At 71.6% G+C, this 23171-nt stretch carries 23 protein-coding genes; 14 read left to right on the top strand and 9 right to left on the bottom strand.

Annotated elements, in window-relative coordinates; genetic code table 11:
- Window positions 1–24 precede the first annotated feature (24 nt).
- Window positions 25–225, bottom strand: coding sequence for a hypothetical protein (locus OXS27_RS13790; RefSeq protein WP_243923758.1), 201 nt, complete (start codon window positions 223–225; stop codon window positions 25–27).
- A 579-nt stretch (window positions 226–804) separates the two neighbouring features.
- On the opposite strand from OXS27_RS13790, the gene msuE reads away from it, so the two are divergent.
- The 10 genes from msuE (at window position 805) to OXS27_RS13840 (ending at window position 11561) form a co-directional block, all read left to right on the top strand.
- Complete coding sequence (msuE, locus tag OXS27_RS13795; RefSeq protein ID WP_267356703.1) at window positions 805–1377, top strand: FMN reductase; 573 nt, start codon at window positions 805–807, stop codon at window positions 1375–1377.
- 8 nt (window positions 1378–1385) lie between these two features.
- Complete coding sequence (locus OXS27_RS13800) at window positions 1386–2354, top strand: aliphatic sulfonate ABC transporter substrate-binding protein (protein ID WP_267356705.1); 969 nt, start codon at window positions 1386–1388, stop codon at window positions 2352–2354.
- A gap of 5 nt (window positions 2355–2359) precedes the next feature.
- Window positions 2360–3397, top strand: coding sequence for a sulfonate ABC transporter substrate-binding protein (locus OXS27_RS13805; RefSeq protein WP_267356707.1), 1038 nt, complete (start codon window positions 2360–2362; stop codon window positions 3395–3397).
- The gene (gene ssuC / locus OXS27_RS13810) at window positions 3397–4179 is read left to right on the top strand and encodes an aliphatic sulfonate ABC transporter permease SsuC (RefSeq protein WP_267356709.1); all 783 of its coding nucleotides are present in this window, start codon (window positions 3397–3399) and stop codon (window positions 4177–4179) included. The genes OXS27_RS13805 and ssuC overlap by 1 nt, the downstream gene beginning before the upstream one ends.
- Window positions 4179–5033: an ATP-binding cassette domain-containing protein gene (locus OXS27_RS13815; RefSeq protein WP_267356711.1), complete on the top strand. Its 855-nt coding sequence runs from the start codon at window positions 4179–4181 to the stop codon at window positions 5031–5033. The genes ssuC and OXS27_RS13815 overlap by 1 nt, the downstream gene beginning before the upstream one ends.
- Window positions 5034–5164: 131 nt before the next feature.
- Complete coding sequence (gene ssuD / locus OXS27_RS13820; protein ID WP_243923777.1) at window positions 5165–6352, top strand: FMNH2-dependent alkanesulfonate monooxygenase; 1188 nt, start codon at window positions 5165–5167, stop codon at window positions 6350–6352.
- A gap of 150 nt (window positions 6353–6502) precedes the next feature.
- The gene (locus OXS27_RS13825) at window positions 6503–6772 is read left to right on the top strand and encodes a hypothetical protein (RefSeq protein ID WP_243923779.1); all 270 of its coding nucleotides are present in this window, start codon (window positions 6503–6505) and stop codon (window positions 6770–6772) included.
- Between the two features lie 520 nt (window positions 6773–7292).
- Window positions 7293–9530 (top strand): cyclic nucleotide-binding domain-containing protein, encoded by a 2238-nt coding sequence (locus OXS27_RS13830; protein WP_267356713.1) that lies wholly within the window; start codon window positions 7293–7295, stop codon window positions 9528–9530.
- Between the two features lie 269 nt (window positions 9531–9799).
- Window positions 9800–10657 (top strand): flagellar motor stator protein MotA, encoded by an 858-nt coding sequence (gene motA, locus OXS27_RS13835; RefSeq protein WP_267356715.1) that lies wholly within the window; start codon window positions 9800–9802, stop codon window positions 10655–10657.
- 28 nt (window positions 10658–10685) lie between these two features.
- Entirely contained in the window at window positions 10686–11561 is an 876-nt protein-coding gene (locus tag OXS27_RS13840; protein WP_267356717.1) for a flagellar motor protein MotB, read from the top strand.
- 132 nt (window positions 11562–11693) lie between these two features.
- On the opposite strand, the gene OXS27_RS13845 is transcribed toward OXS27_RS13840, so the two are convergent.
- Window positions 11694–11846, bottom strand: coding sequence for a hypothetical protein (locus tag OXS27_RS13845; protein WP_267356719.1), 153 nt, complete (start codon window positions 11844–11846; stop codon window positions 11694–11696).
- Entirely contained in the window at window positions 11813–12088 is a 276-nt protein-coding gene (locus OXS27_RS13850; RefSeq protein ID WP_267356721.1) for a hypothetical protein, read from the bottom strand. Before OXS27_RS13850 ends, OXS27_RS13845 begins: the two co-directional genes overlap by 34 nt.
- A 330-nt stretch (window positions 12089–12418) precedes the next feature.
- On the opposite strand from OXS27_RS13850, the gene OXS27_RS13855 reads away from it, so the two are divergent.
- Entirely contained in the window at window positions 12419–13339 is a 921-nt protein-coding gene (locus OXS27_RS13855) for a GNAT family N-acetyltransferase (protein WP_243927538.1), read from the top strand.
- A gap of 136 nt (window positions 13340–13475) precedes the next feature.
- Here OXS27_RS13855 and OXS27_RS13860 read toward each other — a convergent pair whose 3' ends face one another.
- A complete protein-coding gene (locus OXS27_RS13860; RefSeq protein WP_267356725.1) occupies window positions 13476–14246 on the bottom strand; it encodes an SGNH/GDSL hydrolase family protein in 771 nt (256 codons plus the stop codon).
- A 431-nt stretch (window positions 14247–14677) separates the two neighbouring features.
- On the opposite strand from OXS27_RS13860, the gene OXS27_RS13865 reads away from it, so the two are divergent.
- Window positions 14678–15442, top strand: a complete 765-nt coding sequence (locus OXS27_RS13865) for a 3-hydroxyacyl-CoA dehydrogenase (protein ID WP_267356727.1) — start codon at window positions 14678–14680, stop codon at window positions 15440–15442.
- 77 nt (window positions 15443–15519) lie between these two features.
- Here OXS27_RS13865 and OXS27_RS13870 read toward each other — a convergent pair whose 3' ends face one another.
- Window positions 15520–15768: a hypothetical protein gene (locus tag OXS27_RS13870; protein WP_243927532.1), complete on the bottom strand. Its 249-nt coding sequence runs from the start codon at window positions 15766–15768 to the stop codon at window positions 15520–15522.
- A gap of 167 nt (window positions 15769–15935) precedes the next feature.
- Here OXS27_RS13870 and OXS27_RS13875 point away from each other — a divergent pair, with 167 nt between their 5' ends.
- The gene (locus OXS27_RS13875) at window positions 15936–16505 is read left to right on the top strand and encodes a PepSY domain-containing protein (RefSeq protein WP_243927530.1); all 570 of its coding nucleotides are present in this window, start codon (window positions 15936–15938) and stop codon (window positions 16503–16505) included.
- 135 nt (window positions 16506–16640) lie between these two features.
- Window positions 16641–18917, top strand: coding sequence for a xanthine dehydrogenase family protein molybdopterin-binding subunit (locus tag OXS27_RS13880; protein ID WP_267356730.1), 2277 nt, complete (start codon window positions 16641–16643; stop codon window positions 18915–18917).
- 62 nt (window positions 18918–18979) lie between these two features.
- Here OXS27_RS13880 and OXS27_RS13885 read toward each other — a convergent pair whose 3' ends face one another.
- The 4 genes from OXS27_RS13885 to OXS27_RS13900 are packed head-to-tail and all read right to left on the bottom strand — an operon-like array spanning window position 18980 to window position 23049.
- Window positions 18980–20104: an aldo/keto reductase gene (locus OXS27_RS13885; protein ID WP_267356732.1), complete on the bottom strand. Its 1125-nt coding sequence runs from the start codon at window positions 20102–20104 to the stop codon at window positions 18980–18982.
- A gap of 55 nt (window positions 20105–20159) precedes the next feature.
- Window positions 20160–20900, bottom strand: a complete 741-nt coding sequence (gene larB / locus OXS27_RS13890; RefSeq protein ID WP_243927520.1) for a nickel pincer cofactor biosynthesis protein LarB — start codon at window positions 20898–20900, stop codon at window positions 20160–20162.
- Window positions 20897–21721, bottom strand: a complete 825-nt coding sequence (locus OXS27_RS13895; RefSeq protein ID WP_243927518.1) for an adenine nucleotide alpha hydrolase — start codon at window positions 21719–21721, stop codon at window positions 20897–20899. The genes larB and OXS27_RS13895 overlap by 4 nt, the downstream gene beginning before the upstream one ends.
- Window positions 21718–23049, bottom strand: a complete 1332-nt coding sequence (locus tag OXS27_RS13900; protein WP_267356868.1) for a LarC family nickel insertion protein — start codon at window positions 23047–23049, stop codon at window positions 21718–21720. Before OXS27_RS13900 ends, OXS27_RS13895 begins: the two co-directional genes overlap by 4 nt.
- Between the last annotated feature and the right edge of the window lie 122 nt (window positions 23050–23171).

The following is a 23171-nucleotide window of genomic DNA, read 5'->3' on the forward strand; positions in this document are numbered from 1 at the left end:
GCGACGCGGAGGGTTCCGCAGGCCTCACTCGGCCGCGGTCATCTCGGCGGTGAAGTGGCCGCACCAGTCGTTCGTGGACACCACCGGCCACAGGCCCTTGGACTCCGGCTCCGGCTGGCTGACCGGCGGATTGAACCGGCACAGGCCGGCATCGGCCTGGGGTGCCGGGCCGTTGCCGGTGTGCTCGTCGAAGAACTTGCAGCTCTCGCAATGGGCGTTGGCCATGTTCCGTATCTCCCGATGAGGATCGGCTCCGCGCCGCTCTGTTGCGAATTAGAATAACTATAATCTGGAAGTCAAGGGTGAGGACCAGATCCGGGCCCCTGGCCGTCGGTCGGAATGGTCTGGCGCGCGGAGTCTGACGCGACGGGTCTGGGGCTCGACGGGCCGGCCGATCCGGCGGTGGGGCCAGCCCGATTCCGGCGTGGCCGGGCGCCCGGCGCGGACGGCGCGCATCCAAACGAGAACCTTCTCCGTGGGCCGCCTCGGACGATAAAATCGAACTCCTCTCCCGGCGATCGGTAGATCTGACCGGCGCCCAGGGTCCTGACCGGGTGTCATCGCCCGATCCACCGCGAAAAACTCCGGTCGATCGCGAGATAGAACTTCACCACCGCGCCCGGATTACGGGGAGAATGTTTTTCTCCACCCGATGAATAGGGAAAAGCGTTTCATTGACCTGCGACAGGCCGGCCATCAATTCTAGCGCTCCGTCCGGATGCCCGGCGGCGGCGCCGTCGCGTCCCGACCGGACCGGACCGTCGCACCGGCCCGCCCGAGGGCACCTGAGCAAGGCACCAGAGCATGACACGACCGAGACTCGTCGGGCTGAGCGCGAACGTGCAGCGGCCGTCCAAGACCCGCGCGCTGGTCGATGCGGTGCTGGGCGAGGCCAGCGCACAGGCCGACCTCGACGTCCGTATCCTGGACTTCGTCGATGCCGGCCCCGGCCTGGGGGCGGCCTGGACCCGCGATCAGCTTCCGCCGGCCGCCCGGTCGGTGCTCGATGCGATCGAGGCGGCGGACGGCCTCGTCGTTGGCTCACCGGTCTACAAGGGCGCCTATACCGGCCTGTTCAAGCACCTGTTCGACCTCGTCGATCCGGGGGCGCTGGCCGGCAAGCCGGTCGCCATCGTGGCCACGGGCGGCGGCGCGCGCCACGCCCTCGTGGTCGAGCACGCCTTCCGGCCGCTGTTCGGCTTCTTCGGCGCGCTCCAGATCCCCACCGCGGTCTACGCCTCGGACGCGGATTTCCACGCGGGCGTGCTGACCGAGGCCGGCGTGCAGGCCCGGGCGGCGGAAGCCGGCGCCCAGCTCGCCGCGCTCCTCGTCCACCGGAACGCGACGGCCCCGCTCACCCTCGCGGCCGCCGAGTGAGGTCTGCGATGCTCGACCGCCGCACTCTGCTCACCGGCTTGATGGCTCTTCCGGCGGCCCTTCCGGCGGGCTTCGCAGCCCGGAGCGCCCGCGCGGCCGAGCCGGGCGTGCTCCGGATCGGCTACCAGAAGAACGGCATCCTGGTGGTCGCCAAGCAGCAGGGCATCATCGAGCGCCGTTTGGCGCCCCTCGGCCACACGGTGCGCTGGGTCGAGTTCTCGTTCGGTCCGCCGCTGCTCGAGGCCCTGTCGCTGGACGGGATCGATTTCGGGCAGACCGGCGATGCGCCGCCGATCTTCGCGCAGGCCGCGCGGTCCAACCTCGTCTACGCGGCCGCCCAGGAATCCGGCAGCTCCGGCATCGGGATCCTGCTGCCGAAGGGCTCGGGCATCCGCGGCCTCGCCGATCTCAAGGGCAAGCGCGTCGCCTTCGCCAAGGCGTCGAGCGCCCACAACCTGACCATCGCGGCCCTGGAGAAGGCCGGGTTGACCTATGCCGACATCAAGCCCGTGACCCTGGCCCCCGCGGACGCGGCGGCGGCCTTCGCCCGGGGCAGCATCGACGCCTGGACGATCTGGGACCCGTATTTCGCCATCGCCGAGGCGGGGGAGGGGGTGCGCGTGCTGACCCGCGCCGCCGACATCGCCCTGCAGAACAACTTCTTCCTGGCGAGCCGGCCCTTCGCCGAGAGCCGTGGGCCCGTGCTCGCCGCCACCATCGACGCCCTCGCCGAGGTGGCGACCTGGTGCACGCAGAATCGCGGCGCCGTCGCCGAGCTCCTGTCGCAGGGCACCGGCGTGCCGCTCGCCGCGACCCGCCGGGCGGTGGACCGGACCGACTACATGATCGGGCCGATGACCGAGCGCGTGATCGCCGCGCAGCAGCAGGTGGCCGACCGCTTCCATGCCCTGAAGCTGATCCCGAAACCGATCCGGATCGCCGACGCGGTCTGGGCCGCCCCCGCCCGCAACGGCTGAGATCCATGACCGACCGCCCGTCCCGTACCCTGCCTCTGCCGCACCCCGCCGGCCTCGCCCCGAGCCGCCGCCTGCTCCTCTCGGCCGGGCTCGGCCTCGCGGCGGCCGCGGTGCTGCGCCCCGCGCGCGCCGCCGGCAGCATCCGGATCGGCTATCAGAAATACGGCTCCCTCGTGCTGCTGAAGGGCCGCGGCACCCTGGAGAAAGCGCTTCAGCCGCTGGGCACCACGGTGTCGTGGTCGGAATTCCCGTCCGGGCCGCCGCTCTTGGAAGCGCTGAATGCCGGGGCGATCGATTTCGGCTCGGCCGGGGAGGCCCCGCCGATCTTCGCGCAGGCCGCCAGCCCGGAGTTGCGCTACGTCGCCGCCGAGCCGCCGGCCCCAAGGGGCGAGGCGATCCTCGTGCCGAAGGACAGCCCGGTGAAAACCGTGGCCGACCTGCGCGGCAAGACCATCGCGCTCAACAAGGGCTCGAACGTCCACTTCCTGCTGGTGCGCGCCCTGGAGCAGGCGGGCGTGCCCTACGACGCGGTGAAGCTCGCCTTCCTGGCCCCGGCCGACGCCAACGCCGCCTTCGTGCGCGGCTCGGTCGATGCCTGGGTGATCTGGGACCCGTTCCAGGCCGCCGCCGAACGCGCCACCGGCGCCCGGGTCCTGGTCGACGGCCGGGGGGCCGACGGCAAGGGTATTGCCCCCAACCGGCAATTCTACCTGTCCCGGCGCGGCTTCACGGATTCGAATGCCGAGATCGTGTCGGCCGTGCTCAAGGCGCTCGGCGAGATCGAGGCTTGGGCCGAGGGCCATGCCGAGTCCGTGGCGGCGGAACTCGCCCCCTCGGTGGGCATCCCCGCCCCGGTCCTGAGCGTCGCGCTCGGCCGCCTGTCCTACGGCGTCGCGCCCCTCGACGCGGCGACGATCGCCGACCAGCAGAAGGTCGCGGACGCCTTCCATAGCCTCGGCCTCCTGCCGAAGCCGATCCGGGTCGCCGACGCGGTCTGGACGCCGCCCGGGGGCAAGGCCGGAACCCAAGCGGAGGCCCGCTGATGCCCGCATCCAAGTACGAACGCCTGCGCGATGCCGCGATCCCCTGGCTGCTGCCGGCCGCCATCCTCCTCGGCTGGCAGGCCGCGGTCTCGGTCGGGCTCGTCTCCAACCGGTTCATGCCGGCGCCCCTCGACGTGGCCCGGGCTGGCTGGGAGGCCGGGCGGACCGGGGAGCTCTGGACCAATCTCGGGGTCAGCACCCTGCGGGCGCTGGCGGGCTTCGTGGTCGGCGGCGGGATCGGCTTCGCGCTGGGCCTCGCCAACGGCCTGTCGCGCCTGTCGGAGCGGCTGACCGACACCTCGGTGCAGATGGTGCGCAACGTGCCCCACCTGTCGCTGATCCCGCTGGTGATCCTGTGGTTCGGCATCGGCGAGGAGGCCAAGCTGTTCCTCGTGGCGCTGGGCGTGTTCTTCCCGATCTACGCCAACACCCTGCACGGGATCCGCTCGGTGGATCCGGGCCTCGTCGAGATGGGCCGGGTCTACGGCATGTCCCGCACGGAGCTGTTCACCCGGGTGGTGCTGCCCGGCGCCCTGCCGTCGATCTTCGTGGGCCTGCGCTACGCGCTCGGCATCATGTGGCTGACCCTGATCGTCGCCGAGACGATCTCGGCCTCCTCGGGGCTCGGCTACATGGCCATGCAGGCGCGCGAGTTCATGCTGGTCGACGTCGTGGTGCTGGCGATCCTGATCTACGCGGGCCTGGGCAAGCTCGCCGACGCCCTGACCCGCCAGCTCGAGCGCGCCTGCCTCGCCTGGAACCCCGCCTACAGGAGCGCCTGATGCTGCTCGACGCCGTCCACCGCGAGGTTTTGTCCGACCCGCGCACCGAGTCCCGGCAGGCGGGAGCGGCGGCGATCCCGCGTGCGCCCGCCGAGCCGGGCCAGCGCGGGATCGCCGTCACCGTGCGCGACCTGCACAAGAGCTTCGACGGCCATACGGTCATCGAAGGCCTGAACCTGTTCCTGCCGGCCGGCGGCTTCACCGCGGTGGTCGGCCGGTCCGGTTGCGGCAAGAGCACCCTGCTGCGCCTGATCCTCGGGCTGGAGACGCCGACCGGCGGCCGGATCGACCTGGACGGGACGGTCGGCAGCCCCCGCCGCTCCGAGCCGCCGAAGCGGATCATGTTCCAGGAGCCGCGGCTCCTGCCCTGGGCGCGGGTCGTCGACAACGTCGCGGTCGGTCTCTCCGGCCACGGCACCCGGGCCGAGCGCCGGGAGCGGGCGCAGGCCGCACTCGTCGAGGTGGGCCTCGCCGAGAAGGCGGGGCAATGGCCCGCGACCCTGTCGGGCGGCCAGCGCCAGCGCGTGGCGCTCGCCCGGGCGCTGGCGAGCCGGCCGGGCCTGCTCGCCCTCGACGAGCCGCTCGGGGCGCTGGACGCCCTGACCCGCATCGGCATGCAGGACCTGATCGAGCGGATCTGGCTGGCGCAGGGCTTCACGGCGCTGCTCGTGACGCACGACGTCGCCGAGGCGGTGGCTCTGGCCGACCGGATCCTCGTGGTCGACGACGGGCGCATCGCCCTCGACCTGCGGGTCGACGTGCCGCGCCCGCGCCGGCGCGGGGATCCGGATCTCGCGCGCCTCGAAGGCCGCATCCTCGATCACCTGCTCGGCGGCTCCGAAACGCCGGCATGACCGGGTTTCCAACGGGCGAGCCCTTTGGCGGGGCATCGGGCTTCGCCCCAACCCAGCAGGGCGCTGCCCTGCACCCGCAAAAGGTCGTAGACCTTTTGAAACCTGAATTCTGATCCGCAAGGAAGATCTCGATGACTGCATCGCAAGACGGGCGGCAAGACGGGCGCGCAGACGTCCTCTGGTTCCTGCCGACCCACGGCGACGGGCGCTATCTCGGCGCCCAGGAGGGGGCCCGGGAGGTCTCGCTCAGCTATCTCCGGCAGATCGCGCAGGGCGCGGACGACCTCGGCTATTACGGCGTGCTGCTGCCGACCGGGCGCTCCTGCGAGGATTCCTGGATCGTCGCCTCGGCGCTCGCCCCGCTGACCAAGCAGCTGCGCTTCCTCGTGGCGGTCCGGCCGGGCCTGATGGAGCCGTCTGCTGCGGCCCGCATGACCTCGACGCTCGACCGGATCTCGGACGGGCGCCTCCTGATCAACGTCGTCACCGGCGGCGATCCGGTGGAGCTCGCGGGTGACGGCGTGTTCCTGTCCCACGACGAGCGCTACGCCGTCACCGACGAGTTCCTGACGATCTGGCGCGGCCTGCTTTCGGGCGAGACCGTGACCTTCCAGGGCCAGCACCTGCGCGCCGAGAACGGCCGGCTGATCTACCCGCCGGTGCAGAAGCCCTACCCGCCGCTCTATTTCGGCGGTTCGTCGGCGCCCGGCATCGCGGTGGCGGCCGAGCATTGCGACGTCTACCTCACCTGGGGCGAGCCCCCGGCGCAGGTCGCGGAGAAGATTGCCGCCGCACGGCAGGCCGCCGAGGCGAAGGGCAAGACCTTCTCGTACGGCATCCGCCTGCACGTGATCGCCCGGGAGACGGAGGGCGAGGCCTGGGAGGCCGCCGAGACGCTGATCTCGAAGCTCGACGACGCCACCATCGCCAAGGCGCAGGAGACCCTGAAGCGGCAGGATTCCGTCGGCCAGAGCCGGATGATGGCGCTCCACGGCGGCAGCCGCGACAAGCTCGTGGTCTCGCCGAACCTCTGGGCCGGTGTCGGCCTCGTGCGCGGCGGCGCCGGAACGGCCCTGGTCGGCTCGGCCGATCAGGTGGCCGACCGGATGAAGGAGTATATCGATCTCGGGATCGACCGCTTCATCCTCTCGGGCTACCCGCACCTGGAGGAGGCCTACCGCTTCGCCGAGCTGGTCTTCCCGAAGCTGCCGTTGCGCGCCACCACCGGGCGCCCGGCCACCAACGCCCGCAACGACGGCCCGTTCGGCGAGATCATCGCCAACGACCTCGTGCCGGCCCGGCGCGTCGGGGCGCATTGACCCGGAAAATCAGCCATGCCCTTCAGTATCGGGCATGGCTGATCTGCATTCGCGTCACCGGAACGTCACGGTGAGGCCATTCTTGGCGTCCATCCGCCCTGTCCATCGTCGCGCGACGCGTTCGCGCGTCAGGACGCGTGAAGGATGTCCATGACTTCGACCAAGACGGCCCTGTTGGCCATCGCCCTGTGCTTCGGCTCCGCCGCGGCCTTCGCCGAGTCTTCCCCCGGCCGGGAAGCCCTCAAGCAGCACTGCACCGGCGATTACATGGATTACTGCAGCGCCTACGCGCCGGGTGGCCCGGAGGTCGAGGCCTGCTTCAAGACCAACCTCAAGAACCTCTCCCCCGGCTGCTCGGCGGCGATCACCGCCTACAAGAAGGAGCAGCGGGCGACCAAGCGGGTCAGCGAGGCGCGCTGAGCGGCGGGCCCTCGGATCCCCTAGCGCCCCGTCGGACAACAGGCGCGCGGCCCCCGTCTCTCCCTCTGCCCATGCGGAGGGACGGGGGCCGCGCGCCCGCATCCTCGAACGGACGTCTGCCGATCCCGGGGACCCGCGCGCCTGCGCTGACGGGCCAGCCCGCCGGGACCTCGACCCGGCGTCGCCGGAACGGCCGAAGGCGCATGTCGAGCGCGCGCCCTGAAGACCGCACGGTCCCGCCATCCGCCGACAGGTCATCGCGAAGTGTTGGCGGCGGCCGTGATGCGCCGTCCGGAGCCCAGGTCAGGCTACACCGCCGCACCGCCAGATGTCGTCCAGATGGCGCGGCCGGAATCTCTGGGCCACTCCCGCGCTCAACACGAAATTTTAAGCGTGCGGCCGCGATGACGAGGCGCTACTTCAGGCTAGCCTGATTCCAACGATCCCGCGTGGATCGCGCGGCGGCGCGGGGCCTGTGTCCCGGCCCCGTCGGAGCTTCTGAGATCCGGATCCCGTACCGATGACCACACCCGACAGGATCCCCGCCGGACGCGCGATGCGCGCGGCGTCGGCGCGTGTGTCGCGGACGATCCTGGGTGGGTGCGTCGCCACCATGATGATCGTGCTCGATCTCATCGTGTATTCGCAGCTCATCTTCTCCGGCCCGCTCGCCGAGAGCCGCACCGCCGGCGTGGCGGCGATGCTCTCGGCCTACGTCCTGGGCGGACTCGTCTTCGCGGTGCTCAAGCGGGACGTGGTGGTTTCCCTGTCGTTCTTCGGAGCGGCCGCGATCGTGCAGGCGGCGATCGCCGCCAGGGTCGCGGAGCAGCTGCACGCGGCGGGCGTGACCGATCCGGATGCGGTCGGCCAGATCGTCCTGCTCGCCTGCGGCGCGGCGACCCTGCTGACCGGCCTCGTCTTCGTGGCGCTCGGCACCCTGCGGGCCTCGCTGGTGATGCAGCTGCTGCCCTACCCGATCCTGACCGGCTTCCTCGCCGGCGTCGGCCTGCTGCTGCTGCGCAGCGGCGTGCAGATCGGCGCCCATATCGACGACGCGGTCGCGTCCCTGCTGGGCCTGTTCGATCCGGCAACGCCCAGCCTGCGCGATCCCGGCACGCTCGGGCGCATCGCCCTGACGCTCGGCATCGGCTTCTGCGCCTTCTATCTCCCCCGGCGCGTCCCGCACTGGAGCACCTTCCCCGCCATCGTCATCGCCAGCTTCGCGCTGGTGCATCTCGGCGTGTCGATGCAGGGCCTCGACACCGCCGCCGCGCAGGCGGCCGGCTGGCTGATCGACCCGCTGCCGCCGGGCCCGCTGCTGCGCGCCCCGGCGATCGCCAGCCTCCCGGGCTTCGACCCCGCCCTGCTCCTGCCGGTCCTGCCGAAGATCGCCACCGAGATCCTGGTCGCGGTCATCATCCAGATCCTCTACGTCGTCAGCGTCGAGCTGGATCTGCGGCGCGAATTCGGCATCGACCGGCTCTTCGTCGCCTCGGGCTTCACGAACGTCCTCGGCAGCCTGTTCGGCAGCCCGGTGATGGGTTTCGACCGGACCTCGACGCTGTACCTGCACAATATCGGCGGCGGGCAGTGGCTCGGGCGGTGGCTGACGCTCGCCATCACGGCGGCCCTGCTGCTGTTCGGCGCGAGCAGCCTGGGCCTGCTGCCGCGCCCGCTGGCCGGCGGCGCCCTGATCGCCATCGCGCTGGGGCACCTGTTCAACCTCTCCCGCGCCCACAGGACCCTGCTGCCCTGGGAGGTCGCGGTGGCGGCCTGCGTGTGCGCGGCGACCGCCCTGTTCGGGGCCACAATGGGCTTCCTGACCGGCATCCTGATGGCGATGCTGATCTTCGCGGTCCAGTACGCCCAGATCCCGACCATCCGCCGGGCGATCTTCGGGGCGGAGCGGCGCAGCAGCATCATCCGCGCGCCGGAGACCGCCGCCCGGCTGCACGAGGCCGGAACCCGCACGCGGATCTACACGCTGCAGGGCTTCCTGTTCTTCCTCAACGGCCAGGCGATCCACCGGCGGGTCGCCGCGGAGGCCCCGACCCTGCGGGTGCTGATCCTGGACTTCCGGGACTGCGTCGGGCTGGACAGCTCGGCCCTCGTGGCGTTCCGCAAGATCGGGCAGCGCGCCGAGGCGCGCGGCTTCGACGTGCTCCTGGCCCATCTCGGGCCGACGATGCTCCGGCAGTTCGCGCGCAACGGACTCACGGCCGGGCCGGGGATCCGCACCCTGCCGACCCTCGACGAGGCCCTGCGGGACGCGGAGGCGATCCTGCTGGCGGAGGCGGGGATTCCCGAGGCCGGCGCGGGCGCGCCTTTCGCCCGGCACCTGTCGGATCAGCTGGGCTGCACGATCGAGCCCGGGGAGCTGGCGCCCTACCTGACCGTCCGCGACCTCGAGACCGGCGCGACGCTGATGCGCCAGGGCGAGGCGGCCGACGCCCTGTACTTCCTCGAACAGGGCCTCATCTCGATCGAGATCGCGGTGCCGGGGCGCCCGCATATGCGCCTGCGCACCACGGCGGCCGGCACGGTGATCGGCGAGGTCGCGCTGGTGCGGGGCGGCCAGCGGACCGCCACGGCGGTGGCCGAGACCCCCTGCCGGGTCGTCGGCATCGACCGGGACGGCCTCGCCCGCATGGAGCGGGAGCGCCCCGACCTCGCGCTGCGCGTCCAGCGCTTCCTGATCCTCGAACTGGCCGGCAAGCTCACCGACACGAACCGGCTGCTCGAGGTCGAGCTGCACTGAGCCGCGTCCCCGGTTTCGGTGTCCGGGCCGCCGCGCTCCAGTTCTGGTTCCGAACAGTCGAGACCTTTCGCGGGTCCAGGGCAGAGCCCGGGTCGACGTCTCAAGGCCAAGCTCTCAGGGCTCCGCCCTGAGCTCCCGCCAAAGGGCGAGGCCCTTTGGAAACCCGGGCCGAACAGGCTCTAAACGCGCCGTTAACCAAAATCAGTGATTTGCCAGATCTTGGTAACTTCGCGCCGGCTATAACGGCCGCTGCGTAAGGATGGCACTTCATGCGGCTGATCGTCGGCACATTGATCGTCTTCGCCTGCGTCTTCGGCAGCTACGCGGCGATGGGCGGCCACCTGGCCGTCCTGTGGCAGCCGTTCGAGTTCGTCATCATCCTCGGTGCAGCGATCGGTGCCTTCATCATCGGCAACACCGGGCCGGTGCTCAAGGCCGTGCCCGCCATGCTGGGCACGCTGGTCAAGGGCCCCAAATACACGCAGCAATCCTATGTCGAACTGCTGGGAATGCAGTATTCGTTGTTCAAGCTTGCGAAGTCGAAGGGTGCGATGGCGCTCGAGCCGCACATCGAGGATCCGGGCGAGTCGACGCTGTTCAACGCCTTCCCGACCTTCGCGGCGAACCATCACGCGGTCGAGTTCGTCTGCGACTACATGCGCATGGTGACGCTGGGCGCCAACAACGTCCACGAGATCGACGCCCTCATGGATGAGGAACTGGAGACCCACCACCAGGAGCAGGAGCGTGTCGTTTCGGCCATGCAGGCGCTCGCCGACGGAACACCGGCGCTCGGCATCGTGGCCGCCGTGCTCGGCGTGATCAAGACGATGGGGGCGATCAAGGAGCCGCCGGAGGTGCTGGGGCATCTGATCGGCGGCGCGCTGGTCGGCACCTTCTTCGGCGTCTTCGTCGCCTATGGCTTCTTCGGGCCCATGGCGCAGTCGCTCAAGGGCCTCTTCGAGGCCGAATCCAAATACTACATTTCACTCAAGGCGGGTCTTCTCGCCCATATCGGCGGCCAGCCGCCGGTGATGGCGGTCGAATTCGCCCGCAAGTCCCTGATGAGCGACGTCCGCCCGACCTTCAACGAAGTGGAAGCGGCCACCGCCGCTCTGCCCGCCTAGACCTGACTCCGTCTCCAGCAGGGACTTGATGGCCACGCCCACCCCGCCGATCATCATCATCAAGAAGGTCAAGAAGGCCGCCCATGCCCATCACGGCGGGGCCTGGAAGATCGCCTATGCGGACTTCGTGACCGCCATGATGGCGTTCTTTCTGCTGATGTGGCTGATCAGCATGACGACGCAGGAGCAGAAGGTCGGTCTGGCGGAATACTTCGCACCGGCGGCTTTGAGCCCGGCCACCAGCGGCGCGGGCGGAATCATGTATGGCAGAGCCCTGGACACGTCGGGCAACAAGGCTTCCACGCCCCGCGACGCGGAGCGGGGCTCCGCCGAGCAGGAGGACAAGGCGCGCCCGAACAATCCGGGCCGCGCCAGCGATCGCGAGGCCAGCCGCGCGGCCGCCGACGCGCAGGCCAATTACAGCGCCATCGCCAGCCTCCGGCAGGCCCTTCAGGACATGCCCGACATCGCCGAGCTGTCGAAGAACATCGTGATCGAGCCGACCAAGGACGGCGTGGACGTGTCCCTCGTGGACCAGGACGGCCGCTCCATGTTCCGCGAGGGCGCCGTCGACCCCTACGAGCGCACCCGTCGCGTGCTGGAGGCGCTCGCGCCCACCCTGCGCCGGCTGCCCAACCGCCTGACGGTCACCGGCCACACGGCCGCCGCGCGCCCGGGCTCGGCGCGGGCCGGCGAACCCTGGACCCTCACGGCCGGGCGTGCGCTCGCCGTGCGCGAGATCCTGGCGGGCGCCGGGGTGCCCAACGACAACTTCGTCTCTGTGGTGGGCCGCGCCGACACCGAGCCGGTCTTCCCCGACAATCCCTACATCGCGCCGAACCGACGGGTGACGATCACGCTGCTCAATGCGAGCCCGCCGGTGCCCGCGAACCTCTTCCGCTGACGACACGGCGCTGCGCCGCCCTGGAGTCGTGCCCGTGTCGTGACGCGCGCTCTCGCGCCGAACCGGTATCCGCTCCGACTGGGAGCGAGCGCGACGACGACGGGCACAGCGCGGTCGAGGCCGCCCCGCGGCTCAGGCCACGGCCAGGATCGCCGCCAGCCCGATATGGGTCACCTGATGCAGGAACTGGTCGATGCCGATCAGCCACCAGAACCGGGTGCCGCTGGGCGGGAAGTGCGTGCGCTGGCCGATCAGGCCCTTGCCGCGGTCGATGGCCGTGTGCACGCGAAATCCACCAGCGCCAGCCACCACAGGGCCGGCTTGACCGGCAGCGTGATCAGCAGCGTGCCCAGGCCGTGAAGGCCGGTATGGGCACAGAGCGGGAGGAGCCAGGCCGAGGCCCGGTCCTTGCCGTGCGCCATCCAGGTGTTCTGGAGCAGGAAATCCGCCCCGAGCTGCTTCACCGCGAAGGCGAAGACCAGCAGCGCGAAGGCTCCGACCGAAACGGGCGTGTCGAAGGACGGCATCGCCGCACGGGTTCTCCTGTCACACGCGCAGGCTGACGGTCCGCACGCGCAGCCCGCCCCGAATCGCGGAGCTTCAGCATACACGGCCGCCCGCCTCCTGGCGCGCCGTGGACCGACCTGCGCGGCGCCGGCCGGCGGTTCGACATCAGATCTCGCTCACACCTGCAGGCCATAAAATCAGTATCTGCGCTGATGTCTGATCGTGTATTACAAAAGATCTCACATTTTAACCATTCCAATTCTGGAAGATAAACGTTGTTGCGCCAGCGCTGTGCATGATAGCCCCGGCTTCATCACGAGCACCACGAGGGCGGGATTGACGATCCGGGATTGCAACCTGAGCAAGACGCGGGCGGCGCGGGCACCGGGTTCGGCCATCGGGCCGCGGGCGGGGATGCCGCCGCAGCGCTCCCGGGGCCGGCTCGATCGCCCGGCGCAGGCCCGTGGCGGACCGGCCGCCTGACCATGCGGGATGGCGATCCGGCCTTCGAGGCCCTGCGCGACGCCCATGTGGCGGCCCTCACGGGATCCCTGATCGACGGCGTCGCGCACGGACCCGGGGGCGCCGGCTACGTCTGGTCGCGGAGCATTCCGGACCCGACCCTGAACTTCGCCTACGGGGTGCGCCGGCCCGACCAGTTCGCCTGGGCGGGGGCGGCGGCCCTGGGACGCGACCGGGCGCCGGCCTTCCTGGCCCGGGATGCCGAGGAGGTCGCCCTGCTGCGCGCTCTGTTCGAGCCCGCGATCCTCCGCCCGGCGCGCTGGATGGTGGCGCGGCCGCCGCCAGCGCCATCCCCGGCGGACGGCGCGGTCACCCTCCAGGCCACCCCCGCGCCGGGACCGGATTTCGAGGGCGTCTTCGCCAACCTGTCGGACGACCCGGCCGTGCGGACGCATCTGCGCCGCACCTACCTGCCGGCCCTGCGGGCGGCCAAGGCGCGGCCCGGCCTCGCGCCGCTCCACCTCGTCCTGCGCGACGCCGCCGGCCCGGCGGCTTGCGCGAGCCTCTACCTGCGCGGCGACATGGCCGGGCTGTACAACCTCGGCACCCGGGTCGATCGGCAAGGCCGGGGCCTGGGCACCGCCGTGACCCGCGCGGCTTTACACGCGGCGCGGGCGCGCGGGGCAACCCGGGTGTTCCTGCACGTCTTCCCGCATGGCCCGGCCGGTGGCGCCCTCGCGGCGCTCGCGACCCGGGCGGGCTTCCGGGCGGTCTGCGCGCCGATTCTGCTGGGCACGAGCCCGCCGTGAGGCGGGCGTCTCACACGGTGGGGATAGTGCTGCCCGCCGTGAAGCCCGCCTCCAGCGCCGCAGGAGCCGGCCCGGCCCTACCCCGCCGCGGACGGTCCGGAGGAGCGCAGGCAGGCGACAATCCCCGCCAGGCCCCTCACGGACGGCCGGTCCAGGCCGCGCGGAGGACCCGGCGATTGGCCACCGGGCTGGGCCCGGCCGGGCGGCGGGCGGGCGGAGCGGCCGGCAGCGGATCGATCACCGCCAGCCGGGCGATTTCGGCGGCCAGGCGGGTGTAATCGGCCATGTGCACGCCGTCCCGGTAGAGGCCCGATCCGGCGCGTCCCCCGGGGCCGTCGCGCAGGGCGGCGAACGGGTCGAAGAAGGCGTGGCCCCGCTCGGCACAGAGCGCCGCGAGCCGGTCCGAGAAGATCGCGACGGCCGCCGGATCCCGACCGGTCGCCCAGGCGCCGACCGGCGGGACGGCGGCGACGAAGACCTGCCCCGACCACGCCTCCAGGAAGCCCAGGATGCGCCGGACCTCCGCGGCGAACCGATCGGCGCTCCGGGCCCGCTCCGGATGGCGCCAGCGCAGGATGTCGTTGGTGCCGATGATCAGCACGGAGGCTGCGCAGCGAACCGGCACGCGCAGGTCCGCCCGGTGCAAGACCGTCCGGTGCAGATCCGTGAGCTGCCGGGCGCAATCGGCCGCGGTGCTGCCGCCGACCGCGATGTTGAGGCTGGGCCGGCCGCCGAGATCCGGGGTCCCGATGGATTCCGCGTGGGAATTGCCCACCAGAAGCACGCTGTCCGGCGTGGCGGCGCGCAGGGCGGCGCGGATCCCCGCAGACCGCGCCGCCCGGTGCCGCCCGACGAGCCGGCGATGACACCAGCGGCGGGCGACGGTCTCGAACCAGGGGGCGCGCATGGGCTGTCCTGTGCAAGGCGTGAGGCATCGGCCGCCCGGCAGGTCGGGGCGGAGGGCTGGGCTTTCGGTGCGGCGGGTCGACGATCTTCGACCGAAAACACGGGCCGGAGTATTTTTCGAGTCTGTATCGACGCGCTGGAAACAGACGGAAATACAAACCAATACAGCGCTGCGATCGGTCGGACTTTTATGTGGGAATTTTTCACACGTCAACTGTCGCGCCGATGTTCCGGGGTCGGCGTGGGCGGCTTCCGGCCCCCGTCAGAGCCTGCTCCGACGACGGGGACACCGGTTCGGCGCAACAGCGCGCGCCACGACACGGGCTGAGAGCCGCGCCCGATTGCAACGCGATCGGGCAGGGCTTTAGGTCGGGTCCGTCAGGGCCGGGCGCGGTGCGCGCGGGGCGGCCGGGACCATTGGGGGAGGCCGGAATGATCCAGGATCGCGTCTTCATCGTCACCGGGGCGGGCTCGGGCCTGGGGGAGGCGACGGCACGCGGCCTCGTGGCGGCGGGCGCCCGGGTGGTGCTGGCCGACATCGCCCGGGAATCCGGCGCTCGGGTCGCGGCGGAACTCGGCACGGCGGCGCGCTTCGCCGAGACCGATGTCACCCGCGAGGACGATGGCGCCGCGGCGGTCCGGACGGCGCTCGACGCGTTCGGGCACCTGCACGGGCTGGTGAACTGCGCCGGGATCGCGCCGGGCGAGAGGGTGGTCGGCCGCGACGGGCCGCACCGGCTCGACAGCTTCGCCCGGGCGGTCACGGTCAACCTCGTGGGCACCTTCAACATGATCCGGCTGGCCGCCGACGCGATCGCCCGGGAGGCGCCGGACGAGACCGGCGCCCGGGGCGTGATCGTCAACACCGCCTCGATCGCGGCCTTCGACGGCCAGATCGGGCAGGCCGCCTACGCGGCCTCGAAGGGCGGGGTGGTCGCGATGACCCTGCCGATCGCCCGGGAACTCGCCCGGCACGGCATCCGGGTGGTGACGATCGCGCCCGGCATCTTCGAGACGCCCATGATGGCCGGGCTGCCGCATGAGGTGCAGGACACGCTCGGGCAAAGCGTGCCGTTCCCGCCGCGGCTCGGCCGGCCGGCCGAATACGCCGCCCTGGTCCGGCACATCTGCGAGAACCCGATGCTCAACGGCGAGACGATCCGCCTCGACGGGGCGCTGCGGATGCCGCCGCGCTGAAGGCGAGGACCCAGCGTCGGGGCGCTGCCCCGACACCCCGCCAAAGGGCTTGCCCTTTGGGATCCACCGACCGGGGTTCAGCCGATCGAGACGCTGGTGAGCACCCCGGCGGCCCGGCGGACCTCCTCGGCGATCATCTCCTCGCTCGGGCCGTCGATCGGCATGTCGGACAGGATCGCCGCCACATCGCGCTTCACGTCCTCGCGGATCTCGGGATTCTCCTCCGACAGGCGCCCGATCAGGACGCCCAGCACGATCTCCAGGGCGGAGAGCTTGGCGTGCAGGCGCGTGAACTCGTCCAGCGGCTCGGGTTCGTGTCCGGTCATAGGCAAGTCCTCATAAGCAGGTCCTCATGGGCCGCTCCTCATACAGGCGGGGGGCGGGGCGGCACCACCCCGACCCCGGGCGGCTTTTTTTCCCGTCCCGGGCAACCGGACTTGCGGCCCCGGCGTTTCACGCTCCCGTGAACGAACCCGCAAAAGGGACACCCGCCATGATCACCCGTCTCGCCGCCGCCGCCGGCCTGCTCGCGCTCTCCACGAGCCTCACGCTGGCCCAGACCGCCACCTCCACCCCCGCCGAGCCGGCCTCCAAGGCCGACAGCAACCTGAAGGAGTGGCAGGTCGCAAAGCTCGCCAAGGTCGGCCTCGCCCAGGCGCTAACCACCGCCGAGGCGCAGGGCGACGAGAAGGGCGGCCGCGCCATCGACGCCGATTTCGAGAAGGCCGACAGCAAGGATCCGGCCCACTTCTCGATCAAGGTCGTCTACCCGAGCGGCAAGCTCGTCGAGTACGGCATCAATGCCGACACGGGCGCGCTCTACAAGACTGAGAACCAGCCGTTCGAGCGCTACTTCACCCGGCTGAAGGCCGCCGACTTCCAGAACGCCAAGACCTCGCTGAAGGACGCGCTCGCCATCGCCGAGCAGAAGGCCGGCGGCGGCAAGGCCTACGAGGCCGAGGTCGAGAAGGACGGCTCCGCGGTCCAGTACGAGATCAAGGTCGCCGGCACCGACAAGGAGCAGGAGGTCAAGGTCGGCCCGGACGGGAAGGTCCTGAACTGAGCTGATCCCGGCCGCGCTGGTGGGTCATCAGCGCGGCCGCTGCATCCTGTCACCCCACCACCCGGGGAGCCGAACCGCCCCCGGGGCGCTTCCCTCCCTGCAGGTGGCCCGACGGCCGCGGATGGGGAGGGCGGCATGCATTCGGGCGCGCTGGACACCGACGGCTATCTCGGCCGACCGCACACGCGGCTCGAGGGGCCCGACAAGGTCACGGGCCGGGCCCTCTACAGCTCCGACCGCACCGGCCCGGAGACGAACACCGCCCACGCCGCCCTGGTCACCAGCCCCATCGCCCGGGGCCGGATCACCGGGTTCGACTGCGACGCCGCGCGCGCTGTGCCGGGCCTGCTCGCCCTCTTCACCCACCGGGATTTTTCCGGCGCGGTGGCCCCGGTGAAGCACCTGATGGCCGGCGGCTACGCCAACAGCTCGCACCGGCCCCTCGACTCCGACACGGTGGCGTATGCCGGCCAGATCGTGGCGCTGGTCGTCGCCGAGACCCTGGAGGCCGCCGAGGCGGCGGCCGGTGCGGTCCGGGTCTTCTACGCCGAGGAGCCCGCCGCCGGCGGCTTCGACGCCCCCGGCGCCGAGACCGTGCGCCTCGCCGACCTGAAAGCCCAGCACGAGGACATCGAACGGGGCGACGCCGAGGCCGGCTTGGCGGAGGCGGCTATCCGCGTCGAGGCGCGCTACGAGACCCCGGTCCAGCACCACAACCCGATCGAGCTGTTCACCACCCGGGCCGCCTGGGACGGCGACCGGCTCACCGTCCACGAGCCGACCCGCTATGTCGGCGCCGTCCAGCACGGGCTCGCGGCGCAGCTCGGCCTCGATCCCGCGCAGGTGCGGGTGGTGGCGGGCCTGATCGGCGGCCATTTCGGCTCGAAATTCGCGCTGTCGCAGCACACCGCGCTGGTCGCCCTGGCGGCCCGGCGCCTCGGCCGGCCGGTCTCCCTGGTGCCGAGCCGGCGGCACTGCTTCACCATCGCCAATTACCGGCCGGAATCGCGCCACAGGATCCGGCTCGGCGCCGACAGGTCGGGCCGGTTCACCGCCCTGGTCCACGAAGCCGAGACCGTGACGTCGCGCTTCGATCCCTTCGTCATGGAGGGCGCGGAAGTGACCGCGAGCCTCTACGCCTGCCCGAACATCCGCACCGAGGAGCGGGCCGTGCGGGTCGACCGCAACACGCCGGGGCCGATGCGGGCGCCGCCGGAGGTGCCGTTCCTGTTCGCCCTGGAGAGCGCCGTCGACGAGATGGCGGTCGCGTTGAACATGGATCCGATCGAACTGCGCCGGCGCAACGACACGGCGGTCGATCCGGTCTCGGGAAAGCCGTTCTCGACCCGGCCGCTGATGGCCTGCTTCGAGGCCGGGGCAGAGGCCTTCGGCTGGGCGCGCCGGGTAGCCCGCCCCGGCGCGATGCGCGACGGTCCCTGGCTGGTCGGCCTCGGCTGCGCGACCTCGGTGCGACCCGTAAAAATCGCCGCCGCGACCATGCGGGTCCGGCTCGGCCCGGACGGGTCGGCGGAGGTGGCCTGCGCGCACCACGAGATCGGCAACGGCATCACCACGCTGCTTGCCATGGGCGCGGCGGACGGGCTCGGCGTGCCGGTCGAGCGGGTGACGGTCCGGCTCGGCGACACGGACCTGCCGGCGGCCGGCATCTCGGGCGGGTCGAGCACGACCACCAGCCTGATGAACGCCCTGGCGCTCGGCTGCGGGCAGATCCGCGAGACCCTGGCGCAGGCCGCGACCGGGCAGGGTGGGGGCCTTGCCGGCCGGGATCCGGGCAGCCTTCGCCTCGCGGGCGGTCGTCTCGTCAGCCCGGACGGGCGCGGGATCGCGCTTGCCGAGGCGGTCGGCCCCGCGGGCGTCGAAACCGTCGCGGACTTCGTGCCCGCAGGGGGCGACCGGGAGAAGGCGCTCCAGGGCCTGCGCGGCGGCCATATCGGGCTCACCCTCGGCGGGGGCGGCAAGGCCGTGTCCTGGGGCTTCGGCGCGCAGTTCGCCGAGGTTCATATCCATGCCGAGACCGGGGAGATCCGGGTGGCGCGGCTGACCGGCGCCTTCGCGGCGGGCCGCATCCTCAACCCGCTGACCGCCAAGAGCCAGCTCATGGGCGGGATGATCTGGGGGCTCGGCTCGGCTTTGCTCGAAGAGACGGTGGTGGACGGCGCCGCCTATCGCAACCCGGATTTGGCCGAGTACCTCGTCCCCACCGCGGCCGACGCGCCGGAGATGGAGGCGCTGCTGGTGCCCGATCCCGACGATCAGGTCGATGCGCTGGGCCTGAAGGGCCTGGGCGAGCTCGGCATCATCGGGGTGAACGCGGCCATCGCCAACGCCGTCCACCACGCCACCGGCCGCCGGATCCGCAGTCTGCCGATCCGGCTGGAGGATGTGGTGTGAGATGCAACACCTCTCCCTCCCCCCACTGCGGGGGAGGGAGAGCGCGCTGTTCTGAAATCATCTTACTCCATCGTCGGCGCGAGCTTCTTCACGCCCTGCACGTCCTCGCCCAGCCACGCCGCGTTCTTGGCGGTGCCGTCGAAGGTCGCGCTCGTCTTGAACAGCTCGTACTTGCCCTCCAACGCGTAGGGCTTCGACCGCGACAGCAGCTCGGCGACCGTGGCCTTGTCCATCGGCGTGAAGGTCTTCACCGCCTCGAAGGCCTGGTCGAGGTCGCGCTGATTCTGAATGCCGGTGATCACCACCGAGACCGGCAGGTTCAGCGAGAAGTGCAGGTACTCGATCGGCTTGATCGGCGCGTCCGCCTTCAGGATCACCCCGTCGCCAAACGTCTTCATGGCGAGCGGCGCGATGCCGTTCTGCACCAGATACGGCAGCACGAGGTGGCTGAACGAGCGGAAATGCGCGTCCATCACGTTGACGGGCATCTGCACGGAATCGAAGTGGAAGCCGCGCTCGGCCGCCACCTCCAGCATCTGCAGATGGATGCGCGGGTCCTTGTGGCCGGTGAAGCCGATGTAGCGCAGCTTGCCGGCCTTCTTGGCCTCCAGGAACCCCTCCATGGCGCCGCCCTCGGCGAAGACCCGGTCGGGATCGTCGTAGCGCAGGATCTCGTGGTGCTGGACGAGGTCGATCCGGTCGGTGCGCAGGCGCAGGAGCGACTGGTCGATCTGCTTGATCGCCTCTTCCTTGGTCCGCCCGTCCATCTTGGACATCAGGAAGACTTTGTCGCGGTAGCCGCCCTGGGCCAGGGCCGCGCCCATGCGCAGCTCGGAGCGCCCGTCGTTGTAGTCCCAGCAATTGTCCATGAAGGTGATGCCGCGGTCGATCCCGGCATGGATCAGCCGCGTGGCCTCGTCGTCCGTCACGGCGCTCTTGCCGAGGTGGAACCCACCCATGCCGATCGCGGAGATCTTTTCCGACGTCTTCCCGAAGGTCCGATAGAGCATCTCGCCCCGGCGCTCGCCGGGATCGGTGACGAAGGGCAGGTCGGCCGGGTCCTGCGGGCGGTTACCGGGGAGAACGGGGGCGTTCACGGCCGCACCTGCGCTGCCGGCGCCCGCGAGGCTTGCGCCCGAAAGACCTGCGCCGAGCACGGCGCCCTGTAGAAAGCTGCGGCGTTCCATCGGCTGTCTCCGTTCGCGAATGTCGGGGTGAGGGGAGGTAATGCGTCGGGCCGGGTCATCGTTCGGTCTCCGCGGCGAGGCGTCCTGCCGCGTGGAGCAGGCGCAGGGCGGCGCAGGCGGCGCCGTAGCCGTTGTCGATGTTGACCACCGTGATGCCGGGCGCGCAGCTCGCCAGCACGGCATCGAGGGCGGCGCGCCCGCCGGCCGCGACGCCGTAGCCCACGGAGGTCGGGACCGCGATCACCGCCCCCGCCACGAGGCCGCCGACGACGCTCGGCAGCGCCGCATCCATCCCGGCGGCGACGATCACCACCGGATGTGCCCGGATCTCCTCGATCCGCGTGGTCAGCCGCCACAGGCCGGCGACGCCGACATCGGCGAAGAGCGAGGCCGCCCGCCCGGCATAGGCCAACACCCGCAGGGCCTCGCGGGCGACAGGCACATCCGAGGTGCCGGCTGCCACCACGGCGACCCGGGCCGGGCCGGTGACCCGCGGCGCATCGCCGAACACGGCCGTGCGCGAGACTGGGCAATAGTCGAGCCGTGCGGCCGCAGACCTCTGTTGTGATGCGCGCTCTTGCGCCGAACCGGCGTCCACTTCGGCGGAGAGCGCTTTGAGCCGGTCCCGCTTCTCCGGATCGAGGCGGGTGAGGAGCAGCGAGGCGCCCCGCCCCCGGGCGGCCTCCAGGATCGCGTCGATCTGCTCCGGGCTCTTGCCGGCGCAGAAGATCGCCTCCTCCAGCCCGATCCGCTCGGACCGGGCGAAATCGAGGGTGAATTCTTCCGTGACGCTCACGACCGGGCCTCTCCCTGCTGCACCAGGAAGGCGCTGCCGACCCGGTAGGGGGCGAAGCGGACAAGGCCGGCGAGACGCGGCGGCGCGAGCGCCCGGATGCCGGCCCCGAGCGTTTCGCGCCCTGCGGCGTCGAGGGCCGCGAGGCTCCCGGGATCGAGTTCCACCACCACCCCCTCGGCGCGCACCCGGCAGCGGACCGCGCGCTTGGCATCCGTACCCGTATCCAGCACCCCGCCGACCAACTGCTCGACGGAATGGATAAATCCCAAAATCTCCGGCTCGATCGGGATGCCGGTCTCGACCCGGCTCGACAGGCAGGGCGCCGCCGGCAGCTCCGCCACCGCGCCGAGGCCGAGGTCGCGGGCGAGCGCCCGGACGGCGGCCTTGTCGAACCCGGCCTCCACGTAGGGATGGCGGACGCCGTGCTCCCGGGCGGCGTCGAGGCCGGGGCGGTACTCGCCGAGGTCGTCGCGGTTGGCGCCCGACAGGATCTGCCGGTCGGTGACGGCCCGGACCGCACCGTAGAGATTGGTCTTGCAGAAGAAGCAGCGGTTGACCGGGTTCGCCCGGTAGGCCGGGTCGGCGAACTCGCCGGCCTCGATCACCCGCAGATCCCAGCCCTCGCGGGCGCCTTCGGCGCGCACGCGGGCGGTCGCCTCCCCGGGCACCGCCGGCGAGACCGCGTGGACCATCAGGGCCGCCCCCGGCGCCACCCGGTGGGCGAGGGTGGCGAGCGTCAGGCTGTCGACCCCGCCGCTCACCGCCACCGCCACGGGTCCAAGCCCGGCGAGGACCGCTTCGAGATTCTTCTGGCGCGTCACCGCTCCTCCTGCTCCTGCTTCAAGGCGAGGCGCTCGGCCTCGCGGCGCAGGCTCGCCCGGGCCGCGTGGCCCGCGTGGTCGCGAGCGTCGTCGGCCTCGGCCTTGGCGGTGCGCCCACCCGGCCGGTCCACGACCTTCACCCGGACCGGCCGGCCCGCCTGTTCGACCGTATGGGATTCCCGATCCAGCACCGCGCCCTCCACCCGGTGGTAACGCAGGCCGATCGTGGTGGTCTCCCGGAAGCAGGCCGCGATTGCCGCCTCCAGGCTCTCCGGCCGCACCAGGGCCTGGATATGGGCCATCATCCGGCCCTTCTTGCCGAGGACCGGGGCCTGCACGACGTCGAGGATCCCGGGCTCGGCGCGCAAGCAGTCGAGACCCATGGCGAGATCCTCGCCGGACTGGTCGTCGATCTCGAAGGCGATCACCGCGAGATCCCGCCGGCCCGGCGCGGCGGCGGTGCCGTCCTCCAGCACCAGGGCGCGCAGGCAGTTGCTCAGGCCCGGCAGCACCTTCGTGCCGAAGCCGATGCCGGTGCGCCCGAGGATGCCCCGGGGCCGGCCCCGGACAGGGTCGTCGCCGCAGAGATGGCGCAGGATCGCCGCGCCGGTGGGCGTGACGCGCTCGCCGGGGACGCCGTCGTCGAGGGTGGAGAAGCCGTCGAGCAGCAGCGTGGTAGCCGGCGCCGGGACGGGGAGGGGGCCGTGCTGGGTCCTCACCCGGCCGGAGCCGAGCGGCAGGGCCGAGACGCTCCAGCTCCGGACCTCCAGCGCGGCGATCAGGTGGGCGGCGGCCACGATGTCGGCGATCGAATCGAAGGCCCCGACCTCGTGGAACGCCACCGCGTCGACCGCGATGCCGTGCACCCGGGCCTCCGCGTCGGCGAGGTGCCCGAAGATGCCGAGCGCCTGCGCCCGGACCGCGGGCGCGAGATCCGCTTCTGTCAGCGCGGCGCGGATCTCCGACCAGGGCCGGTGGCCGTGATCGTGCGCATGGCCGTGATCGTGCGCATGGCCGTGATCGTGCGCATGGCCGTGATCGTGCGCATGGCCGTGATCGTGCGCACGGCCGTGATCGTGGCCGTGGTGCGGGTGATGATGGTGGCCATGATCGGGCCGGTGTTCGGGCGCGTCGCCGGGTCCCGAGACGGAAAAGCGCGCGCCGCGCAGGATGCCGTCGTTGTGCGGGTGCAGCGCGCAGGCGATGCGGGCATCGACCGCCCGGATGCTCGCGCCCACGCCGTCCTGATGCTCGGGGAAGGCGTCCAGCAGGGCGGCGGCGAACATGTCGCCGGCCACGCCGCCGAGTGCGTCGAGATGAATGTGCATCGTCTGCCGGTCGGCCTGCCACGGATCGGGCCCAACCGCTGAGATCGGCCGCATCGGCCCCAAGGCAAGGTTTGCCGCGGGACGCACGGCCGACCGGTGCCGCGGCGTATCGCCCGCGCCGT

This window comes from Methylobacterium sp. GC_Met_3, assembly GCF_026540775.1.
Classification (GTDB): domain Bacteria; phylum Pseudomonadota; class Alphaproteobacteria; order Rhizobiales; family Beijerinckiaceae; genus Methylobacterium.

Excerpts from the sequence above, each read along its gene's own strand:
- OXS27_RS13825 (WP_243923779.1), top strand. The coding sequence starts at position 6,503 with ATGACTTCGACCAAGACGGCCCTGTTGGCCATCGCCCTGTGCTTCGGC.
- msuE (WP_267356703.1), top strand. The coding sequence starts at position 805 with ATGACACGACCGAGACTCGTCGGGCTGAGCGCGAACGTGCAGCGGCCG.
- ssuD (WP_243923777.1), top strand. The coding sequence starts at position 5,165 with ATGACTGCATCGCAAGACGGGCGGCAAGACGGGCGCGCAGACGTCCTC.
- OXS27_RS13840 (WP_267356717.1), top strand. The coding sequence starts at position 10,686 with ATGGCCACGCCCACCCCGCCGATCATCATCATCAAGAAGGTCAAGAAG.
- OXS27_RS13790 (WP_243923758.1), bottom strand. The coding sequence starts at position 225 with ATGGCCAACGCCCATTGCGAGAGCTGCAAGTTCTTCGACGAGCACACC.
- OXS27_RS13815 (WP_267356711.1), top strand. The coding sequence starts at position 4,179 with ATGCTGCTCGACGCCGTCCACCGCGAGGTTTTGTCCGACCCGCGCACC.
- OXS27_RS13865 (WP_267356727.1), top strand. The coding sequence starts at position 14,678 with ATGATCCAGGATCGCGTCTTCATCGTCACCGGGGCGGGCTCGGGCCTG.
- OXS27_RS13880 (WP_267356730.1), top strand. The coding sequence starts at position 16,641 with ATGCATTCGGGCGCGCTGGACACCGACGGCTATCTCGGCCGACCGCAC.
- OXS27_RS13830 (WP_267356713.1), top strand. The coding sequence starts at position 7,293 with ATGACCACACCCGACAGGATCCCCGCCGGACGCGCGATGCGCGCGGCG.
- OXS27_RS13875 (WP_243927530.1), top strand. The coding sequence starts at position 15,936 with ATGATCACCCGTCTCGCCGCCGCCGCCGGCCTGCTCGCGCTCTCCACG.
- OXS27_RS13805 (WP_267356707.1), top strand. The coding sequence starts at position 2,360 with ATGACCGACCGCCCGTCCCGTACCCTGCCTCTGCCGCACCCCGCCGGC.
- OXS27_RS13900 (WP_267356868.1), bottom strand. The coding sequence starts at position 23,049 with ATGCACATTCATCTCGACGCACTCGGCGGCGTGGCCGGCGACATGTTC.
- OXS27_RS13850 (WP_267356721.1), bottom strand. The coding sequence starts at position 12,088 with ATGCCGTCCTTCGACACGCCCGTTTCGGTCGGAGCCTTCGCGCTGCTG.
- OXS27_RS13800 (WP_267356705.1), top strand. The coding sequence starts at position 1,386 with ATGCTCGACCGCCGCACTCTGCTCACCGGCTTGATGGCTCTTCCGGCG.
- OXS27_RS13870 (WP_243927532.1), bottom strand. The coding sequence starts at position 15,768 with ATGACCGGACACGAACCCGAGCCGCTGGACGAGTTCACGCGCCTGCAC.
- OXS27_RS13885 (WP_267356732.1), bottom strand. The coding sequence starts at position 20,104 with ATGGAACGCCGCAGCTTTCTACAGGGCGCCGTGCTCGGCGCAGGTCTT.
- ssuC (WP_267356709.1), top strand. The coding sequence starts at position 3,397 with ATGCCCGCATCCAAGTACGAACGCCTGCGCGATGCCGCGATCCCCTGG.
- motA (WP_267356715.1), top strand. The coding sequence starts at position 9,800 with ATGCGGCTGATCGTCGGCACATTGATCGTCTTCGCCTGCGTCTTCGGC.
- OXS27_RS13860 (WP_267356725.1), bottom strand. The coding sequence starts at position 14,246 with ATGCGCGCCCCCTGGTTCGAGACCGTCGCCCGCCGCTGGTGTCATCGC.